At 71.4% G+C, this 7,491-nt stretch carries 7 protein-coding genes and 1 pseudogene; 3 read left to right on the plus strand and 5 right to left on the minus strand.

The features are described from left to right. Positions 1–945 (minus strand): annotated as a pseudogene (locus HW577_RS16520) (DUF4139 domain-containing protein); the annotation flags it as partial. A 258-nt stretch (positions 946–1,203) separates the two neighbouring features. On the opposite strand from HW577_RS16520, the gene HW577_RS16525 reads away from it, so the two are divergent. Continuing rightward, positions 1,204–1,434 (plus strand): hypothetical protein, encoded by a 231-nt coding sequence (locus HW577_RS16525; RefSeq protein WP_198377247.1) that lies wholly within the window; start codon positions 1,204–1,206, stop codon positions 1,432–1,434. A gap of 7 nt (positions 1,435–1,441) precedes the next feature. On the opposite strand, the gene HW577_RS16530 is transcribed toward HW577_RS16525, so the two are convergent. After that, positions 1,442–2,065: a dioxygenase family protein gene (locus HW577_RS16530; protein WP_198377248.1), complete on the minus strand. Its 624-nt coding sequence runs from the start codon at positions 2,063–2,065 to the stop codon at positions 1,442–1,444. A gap of 102 nt (positions 2,066–2,167) precedes the next feature. Continuing rightward, entirely contained in the window at positions 2,168–2,755 is a 588-nt protein-coding gene (locus HW577_RS16535) for a LysE family translocator (protein WP_198377249.1), read from the minus strand. 96 nt (positions 2,756–2,851) lie between these two features. Between HW577_RS16535 and HW577_RS16540 the strand changes: the two genes are divergently transcribed. Then, on the plus strand, positions 2,852–3,319 hold the full coding sequence (locus HW577_RS16540; protein ID WP_198377250.1) for a RidA family protein: 468 nt from the start codon (positions 2,852–2,854) through the stop codon (positions 3,317–3,319). A 65-nt stretch (positions 3,320–3,384) separates the two neighbouring features. On the opposite strand, the gene HW577_RS16545 is transcribed toward HW577_RS16540, so the two are convergent. Beyond that, a complete protein-coding gene (locus HW577_RS16545; protein ID WP_198377251.1) occupies positions 3,385–4,839 on the minus strand; it encodes an N-acyl-D-amino-acid deacylase family protein in 1,455 nt (484 codons plus the stop codon). 155 nt (positions 4,840–4,994) lie between these two features. Between HW577_RS16545 and HW577_RS16550 the strand changes: the two genes are divergently transcribed. Further along, positions 4,995–6,230, plus strand: a complete 1,236-nt coding sequence (locus HW577_RS16550) for an ABC transporter substrate-binding protein (RefSeq protein WP_198377252.1) — start codon at positions 4,995–4,997, stop codon at positions 6,228–6,230. 100 nt (positions 6,231–6,330) lie between these two features. Here the strand turns inward: HW577_RS16550 and HW577_RS16555 are convergent. After that, a partial coding sequence (locus HW577_RS16555) for a hypothetical protein (RefSeq protein WP_198377253.1) occupies positions 6,331–7,491 on the minus strand: 1,161 nt, incomplete at its 5' end.

Raw genomic sequence — 7,491 nt, forward strand, 5'->3', positions numbered from 1 at the left:
GGCGCGCATGGCCTGGGGCGCAGCCGAAAGTTCGGGGACCAACGCCGCCGGGGCGGGCACGGGCGCGGGTGGCGGGGGCGTGGGCCGCCCGCCCGTATCCGGCCGCACCTGGACGGCGCCGGCGACGCGCACGGGCAGTTCGGGGCGCGGCACCGTGATCGGTTCGTAGATGCGCTGGCGGAAGGCGGCGGCCTCGCCGGAGACGAGGGCGAGGCGGATCGCGTCCCAGTCGCTGCCGGAGGCGTTCTCGACCACCGCCCACCCCTGCAGCCGCGCCTGGGCGGTGCCGCCGGTCGCGGCGAGAGGCGGAACGAGCAGCCGGTAGGACGGCTTCCACAGCGGCGCGCCGGCCACGTAGAGCACGGCCACCTGGCGGGCGCGGTCGGCACGCAGGCGGATCTCGATGCGGCGCTCATCCTCGCTGCGCGCGGCGGCCAGCGCCTCGGCGGCCCGCGCCACGCGGGCGGCGAGGCCCTCGTCGGTGAGCTTCACCTCGTCGCCCTCGCGCAGGAGCACGGTGACGAGGCCGCGCGGCGTGACAAGGGACAGGCGCAGCCCGTTCGTGGTCTCCGACGCGTCGGCGATGCGGCCGCGGGCGCCGCCGGCCTCCGCTTCCTGCCCGCGCAGCGCGGCAAGCAGCCGCTCGCGGGAGGTAAAGTCGTCCGGGCGCAGCGGCAGGCCGCGGAAGGCTTCGCCGGCCAGGTCGCTCGCCGGCAGGCGCAGGCCTTCGACGGTTCCGGCGGTGTCGACGACGATCAGGCTGCGCAGCAGGTCGTCCACATCCTCGGTGGGGGCGCGGAAGACGACGCTGCCCTCGGGCGGCACCTCGCCCGCGCGCTCGATCTGGGCGAGGCCGGCGGAGGAGAGGGTGACGCTGCGGACCGGCAGTTCGGTCGCGAGCGCGGTGGAGGCCGCAAGGCAGAAGGCGAGGGTTATGCGTCGCATGGCGGTCTCCCTTGAAGGTGAGGGAGCCTAGGAACGGGCGCCCGGGCGGTCCAGAGATTGGAGAGCGCCTTGCGGACTCGGGATGAGTCATTCGTTACGCTTGCCGTCAAGGCACATAAGGTTAAATTTTAGCCATAATCCACAGGATAATTCGTTGCAGCGTGGACATGCTCACAAGGGTGTGAGAATTGTTGATGAGAGTGTTCCACTCTGGGTTTATATTCGACTCGGCTACAGCAACGTATGGGGGATTGCACGATGCCGGAGGCGCTGACGGACAAAATGGAAGGTGTCGCTGTCACGGGCGATGCGGGCCACGCCCACATCGCCGTTCCGACAGGGATGACCGACCCGGTGCGCTATGCCCAGGCCGCGGTGGAACGCGCGCTCGCCGAGGCGCATGAGGCGGGCGACGCCTTCGCCGTGCGCCTGCTGGGCGCCGTCGTCGGCGTGCTGGCCATTGTGCCGCGGGCCGACGCCACCCACTGACGCGGCGTCAGCCGAGCAGGATCTCGGCCTCTGCCAGCAGCGCGCCGGCCTCGATGCGGTCGGCGGGGACGAAGGGGATCGTCACCGCCGCCTGCGCCGCCGGGTCTCGGATCGCATTCAGGATGCCGTCGCGCGCGTTGAGCGGCTCGCCCGCCACATAGAGTTGCGTGACCAGCGCCGCGCCGTCGCGCGGCGTCACCTGCACATGGATGTGCGGCGTGCGGCCCGGATAGGGCGCGGGGCGCAGCGTGCGGAAGGCGAAGGCGCCGCGTGCATCCGTCGCCGCACGGCCATAGCCCTGGAAGTTTCCGTCGAAGGCCTGGGTGCGGGGCGCGCGTGGATGGCGGTAGATGCCCTGCGCGTCGCATTGCCAGATCTCGACCAGGGCGCCCGCGACCGGATCGCCCGACATGCGCCGCACATGGCCGCGCAGATGCGCGACCTGGCCCATCGCCTCCGCCGCCGCGCCGCGCACGCGTACCAGGTCGGCGTCGGAATCCTCGGGGAAGGTCGGCGGATAGAAGGGGCCACGCGTCTGCGGCGGCGTGGCTACCCGCGCCTGGGCGAGCGCCGGTAGCGGCAGGAGAAGACCGGAGGCGGCGAGGATCAGCGGGCGGCGGGCGAAGGTCATGCGCCCTTCTGCCACGGCGGGTCGTGACGCGGTGTTGCGAAGTGCGACCGCGCCAGCCTCGTTTGCGAGCGTCGTCCCGCACGGGGCTGGATGCGATCCGCTCTACAGGAAGGCTGGCAGCAGCGACGCCACCAACAGCACCGCCATGGCGATGTTGAAGGCGCGCAGCGCGCGGTCGGTGCGCAGCAGGCGCGACGCGCCAGCGCCGAGCAGCGCCCAGACCAGCGTGCAGGGGAAGCCGACCAGGGCGAAGACGCCGGCGATGGCAAGCGACTGGCGCAGCATGTCGCCGTCGGGCGTGGTGAAGGTCGGAATGGCGGCGAGCGCGATCATCCACGCCTTCGGGTTCACCCACTGGAACAGTGCGGCGCCGATGAAGCCGAGCGGCGCGCGCGGTGGTCCTGCGCCGGGCGCGCCGGCGTGGGCGATCTTCCAGGCCAGCACCAGCAGCCAGGCCGCACCGCCCCATTTCAGCGCCGTGTGCAGCCAGGGTGCGGCTGCGAAAGGCGCGGCCAGGCCCAGCCCGACGATCAGCAGCATGGCCCCGAAGCCGATCGCGATGCCCATCATGTGGGGCACCGTCGCGCGCACGCCGGCATTGGCGGCGCCGGTCGCGACCATGAGCACGTTCGGCCCCGGCGTGACCGACATGGCGATGGCGAAACCGAGCAACGGCAGGAGCGTGTCCATGGGGGAATTTTAGGTCAGTAATACTGACATTGAAAGGCGCTCTTGCGGGATCGCGCATGCGCGTGTCGCATGGCGCCGCACGCCCAGGAGGACGCCATGTCGACCGAAACCCCCGAACAGCGGCTCGCCGCGCTCGGCCTGACCCTGCCGCCGGTGCCCAAGCCGCTCGGCACCTATGTCCCTTACCGGATCGAGGGCGGCTTCCTCTACACCTCCGGCCAGGGCCCGCGCGGCCATGAGGGCGTTGCGCTGCGCGGCAAGGTGCCGAGCGAGGTCGGCATCGAGGCGGGCTATGCGGCGGCGCGCGCGGTGGGGCTGAACCTGCTCGCCACGGCGGCCGAGGCCGTCGGCGGGCTGCATCGATTGAAGGCGGTGAAGGTGCTCGGCATGGTCAATGCCGATCCTGATTTCGAGGACCACCCGAAGGTCATCAATGGCTGCTCCGACCTGTTCGTCGCCGTGCTGGGCGAGAATGGCCGCCACGCGCGTTCGGCCGTGGGCATGGGCTCCCTGCCGGGTCGCATCCCGGTGGAGATCGAGGCGATCTTCCGCATCCTCGACTGAGTGATGGGTTCCGAGGGCCTTTCGGCCCTCGGCGGGGGTCACGGGGGCGGCGCCCCCGTGCTGCGTCACACGCGGTTGCGCGTGACGAGCCGCCCCGGCTTCTCCCCCGTCGCCCCCTTGCCGGCCACGTAGGTGGGCACCCCGTTCGCCCAGACTTCCTCGATGCCCGCCGAGACCTGCTTCGGGTCCTCGAAGGTCGCGCGGTCGATCACCGTGTCGGCGTCGAACAGCACCAGGTCGGCATAGGCGCCTTCGCGGATCTCCCCGCGGTCGATCATGCCGAACAGGTTCGCCGTGCGCCCCGTCATCTTGTGGATGGCGGTCTCCATGCTGAACAGCCGCAGTTCGCGCGCATAGAGCCCGAGCACGCGCGGGAATGTGCCCCATAGGCGCGGATGCGGATGCGCGTCGTGCGGGATGCCGTCCGAGCCGATGACGGAGGAGGGGTGCGCCATGATTCGCCGCACGTCTTCCTCGTCCATCTGGAAGGTGATCTGGCCGGCGGGGAGCAGGCGCTCGGCGGCCATGCGGATGTCGGTGTTCCAGCCGCGCGCGATGTCCGACAGGTACTTACCCGCCATCTCGGGGTGCGGGATCGACCAGGTGATCATCACCTTCACATCCTCCCGCAGCCGGTCGGGCATCAGCACGGTCGATCCGGCCGGGTAGGGGTACATGTCGAAGAAGACGTCCTGCGTCTGGTTGTAGGCGTCGAGCAGCGCGAGGGTCTGCGTTGAGCGGCCGTAGTTCTCCGGCATCGAGCACTTGTGGTGGCTCACCCAGACGGGCACGCCGACGCGCTTGCCGATCTTCGCCGTCTCCTCGATCGAGGCGAGCACGCGGTCCGCCTCGTCGCGCATATGCGTGACGTAGATGCCGCCGAAGGCGCGCAGCGGCTCGGCCACCGCGATCACTTCCTCGGTCGTCGCGTGCATGTTGGGCGGGTAGTAGAGGCCGGTGGAGAAGCCGGAAGCACCCTCCGCCAGCGAGTTCTTCACGCGCAGGCGCATGTGCTCGATCTCGGAATCCTTGGCCGGGCGCATCACGTCGCCGTCCATGGCTTCCACGCGCATCGTCTGGTGGCCGACCAGCGCGTAGGTGTTCACCTCGGACCCGCGCTTCTTCAGTTCATGCGCGTAGTCGCCGAAGCTGTCGAAGCGCCACCAGCCATCCTCCCCGATCAGGTCGAGCGGCGGCGGCGGGCGCTTGGCGAAGCGGGCAGGGGAGAGCGACACGCCGCAATTGCCGACCACCACGGTGGTGACACCCTGGCTGATCTTGCAGGTCATGCAGTCGGGCCCGCACATCACCGCGCGGTCGTCATGGGTGTGCGCGTCGATGAAGCCGGGGGCGAGGGCGCGGCCATTGGCGATCACTTCCCGGTCCGCGCTCGCGGCCCCGAGGTCGCCCACCGCGACGATCCGGTCGCCCGTCACGCCCACGTCGCCGCGCCGGCGCGGCCCGCCGGTGCCGTCGAAGATGGTGGCGTCGCGGATGATGAGGTCGCAGCGCAGGGCCATGTGGGTTCGTCCCGGAATTGGATGGTGTGACGGGCGGATGATGGACCGGCCGCGCGCCGCGCGGAACCCACCCGGGCCTTGCGGAGCCCCGCCGGACCCGGCCAGCATGACGGGGCAAGCGGGCCTCGATGCCTGCGCCAAGGGAGAGAACCGCCATGACCATCACCCGCCGCCAGGCGCTCGGCGCCGCGGGCGCCGCCGGCACCGCGCTGATCGCCCCGCCCCGCGCCCGCGCGCAGGACCAGGTGATCCGGATCGGCGTGCTCGCCGATTTCTCCGGCCCCTACCGTTCCACCTCGGGGCCGACGAGCCTCGCCGCCGCGCAGCAGGCGGTGGAGGATCTCGGCCTCGCCCAGCGCGGCATCCGGGTGGAGGTGCTGCAGGGCGACCACCAGAACCGCCCCGACGCCGCGCTGGCGTTGGCCCGCCGCTGGATCGACCAGGACGGGGTCGACATGATGTGCGAGGTGAACAATTCCGCGATCGCGCTCGCCGTCGCCAACCTGGTGCGGGAGAAGGACCGCATCCAGCTCGCCTCGGGTGCCGCGACCTCGGCACTGACGGGCGCGCAGTGCAGCACGCACACCATCCACTGGACCTACGACACCTGGATGTTCGCCAATGTGGTGGGCGGGGCGACGGTGCGTTCGGGTGGGGATTCCTGGTACTTCATCACCGCCGACTACGCCTTCGGCCACCAGCTGGAACGCGACACGGGCGGGTTCGTCACGCGCGCCGGCGGGCGGGTGTTGGGTTCGGCGCGCTATCCCTTCCCGGGCACGACCGACTTCTCATCGTTCCTGCTGCAGGCGCAGGCGAGCCGCGCGAAGGTGGTGGGGCTCGCCATGGCGGCGGGGGACATGGTGAACTGCGTGAAGCAGGCGCATGAGTTCGGCCTGACGCGCCGCGGCCAGCAGCTGGCCGGCATGATCATGTTCGTGCAGGACATCCGCGGCATCGGGCTGGAAGCCGCGCAGGGCATGGTGATGAGCGAGGTCTTTTACCACGACCTCAATGACCGCACGCGGGCGCTGGCGAGCCGCATCCTGGGCCGCACGCCGGACAACATGCCGAACCAGGAGCACGCCGGGACGTATTCGTGCTGCATCCACTACCTCAAGGCGGTGGCGGAGGTGGGGGTCGCGCGCGCCAAGCAGTCGGGCATGTCGGTGATCGAGGTGATGAAGCGCATGCCCGCCGATGACGACGCCTTCGGACCGGGCCGGATCCGCGAGGACAACCGCAAGATCCACCCGGCCTACCTGTTCGAGGTGAAGGCGCCCGAGGAAAGCCGCGGCCCGTGGGACTTCTACAAGCTGCGCGCGACGGTGCCGGCGGAGGAAGCCTTCCGCCCGATCGCGGATGGCGGCTGCCCGCTGGTGCGGGGCTAGAGCCGTATCCGTTCGCCTTGGCTCGCGGCGACGTCTCTAGGCCTTTGTTTTCGCGGGCATCTGCATTCGTTCAAACGATTCCGCTTGATCGAAGGATGCTCTAGCCCGCGTCCAGCAGCCGCATCGCCGCTTCCGGCCCGGCGAGGATCTCGGTCAGGCGCGCGAGGTCGGCGAGGCTCGCGCCGCCCGCGCCGCGCAGCGTGCCGAACTGGCCTATGACGCGGGCGAGCGTCGCGTCATAGGCGCCGCCACCGCCAAGCTGCCGCCCAGCCTGTTCAAGGCGCCTCAAGCTCCGCGCCGCCGCTTCCATCTCGGCGACGGCGTGGTTGTCGGGCGGCCCCTTCGCGGCCAGCAGCGGCCCGAGCAGCTTCGTCGTCGCGGCCTCGCTGAAGGCGTTGCGGCAGGCGAGGTCGACATCCCGCCGCAGGGAGGTGAGCTTCTGGCGCCGGTCGGCCCGCCGGCCTGGCGGGCTTGCCTCGAGATCGACGAGGCTTTCGAGGAATTCCTCCACCACCTCGGCCGCCGCCGCGAGGTCGGCGCCGTTCACCTCCGGCGTGCAGCCATCGAGCCAGCGATCGAGCGCGCGGTCGGCGATGCCCGGCGCGGAGGGCCCGGCAATGGCCGCGACCGTGCCGGGCTGCGCGGCCTTGAGCAGCAGCGTCTCGAGCGCCGCCTGCTTCACCTGGGGCGATTCCGGGGCGAGTTCGTTGAACAACGCGCGCACCAACGGCTCCGGCGGCCCTTCCCGCGCGGCGGCGAGCGCTCCCCAAAGCGCGTCCGCATGCCGCCAGATACCGGCGGCGAGCGCGATGCAGGCCTTGAAGTCCTCCGCCGCCAGCCCGGTCGTGCCCCAGGCGCGGGGTGCCTGCAGCCCGTCCGCCACCTGCGCGGCGAGCCGCCAGAGCGCGCGGCCCGCGCCGGCGACAGATGTCAGGTCCGCGAAGCTCCGGCGGGCGAAGGATGCCTCAATCGCCGCGCATTCCTCCGCCGCCGCGGCGCGCACCGCGTCGGCGATCACGAGCAGCGACGAGCGCGGCAGGCCGCCATCCTGCCGGCGCCATTCGCGCGGATGGCGGATCGCGCCGTCGAGCGGCAGGAACAACAGGCGCGGCAGAGCGATCGGCCGCGGCGGGCGCAGCGCGCGCAGGCGCGGGCGCACGGCATCGAGCAGCCGGTCGGCCTCCCGCCGGTCGGGCAGGCTGTCGAACATCGCGACGACGCGCGCGAGCGCGCCGTCGGACGCATTCGCCACGGCGTGGCG

Source organism: Neoroseomonas rubea, assembly GCF_016106015.1.
Lineage (GTDB): Bacteria > Pseudomonadota > Alphaproteobacteria > Acetobacterales > Acetobacteraceae > Neoroseomonas > Neoroseomonas rubea.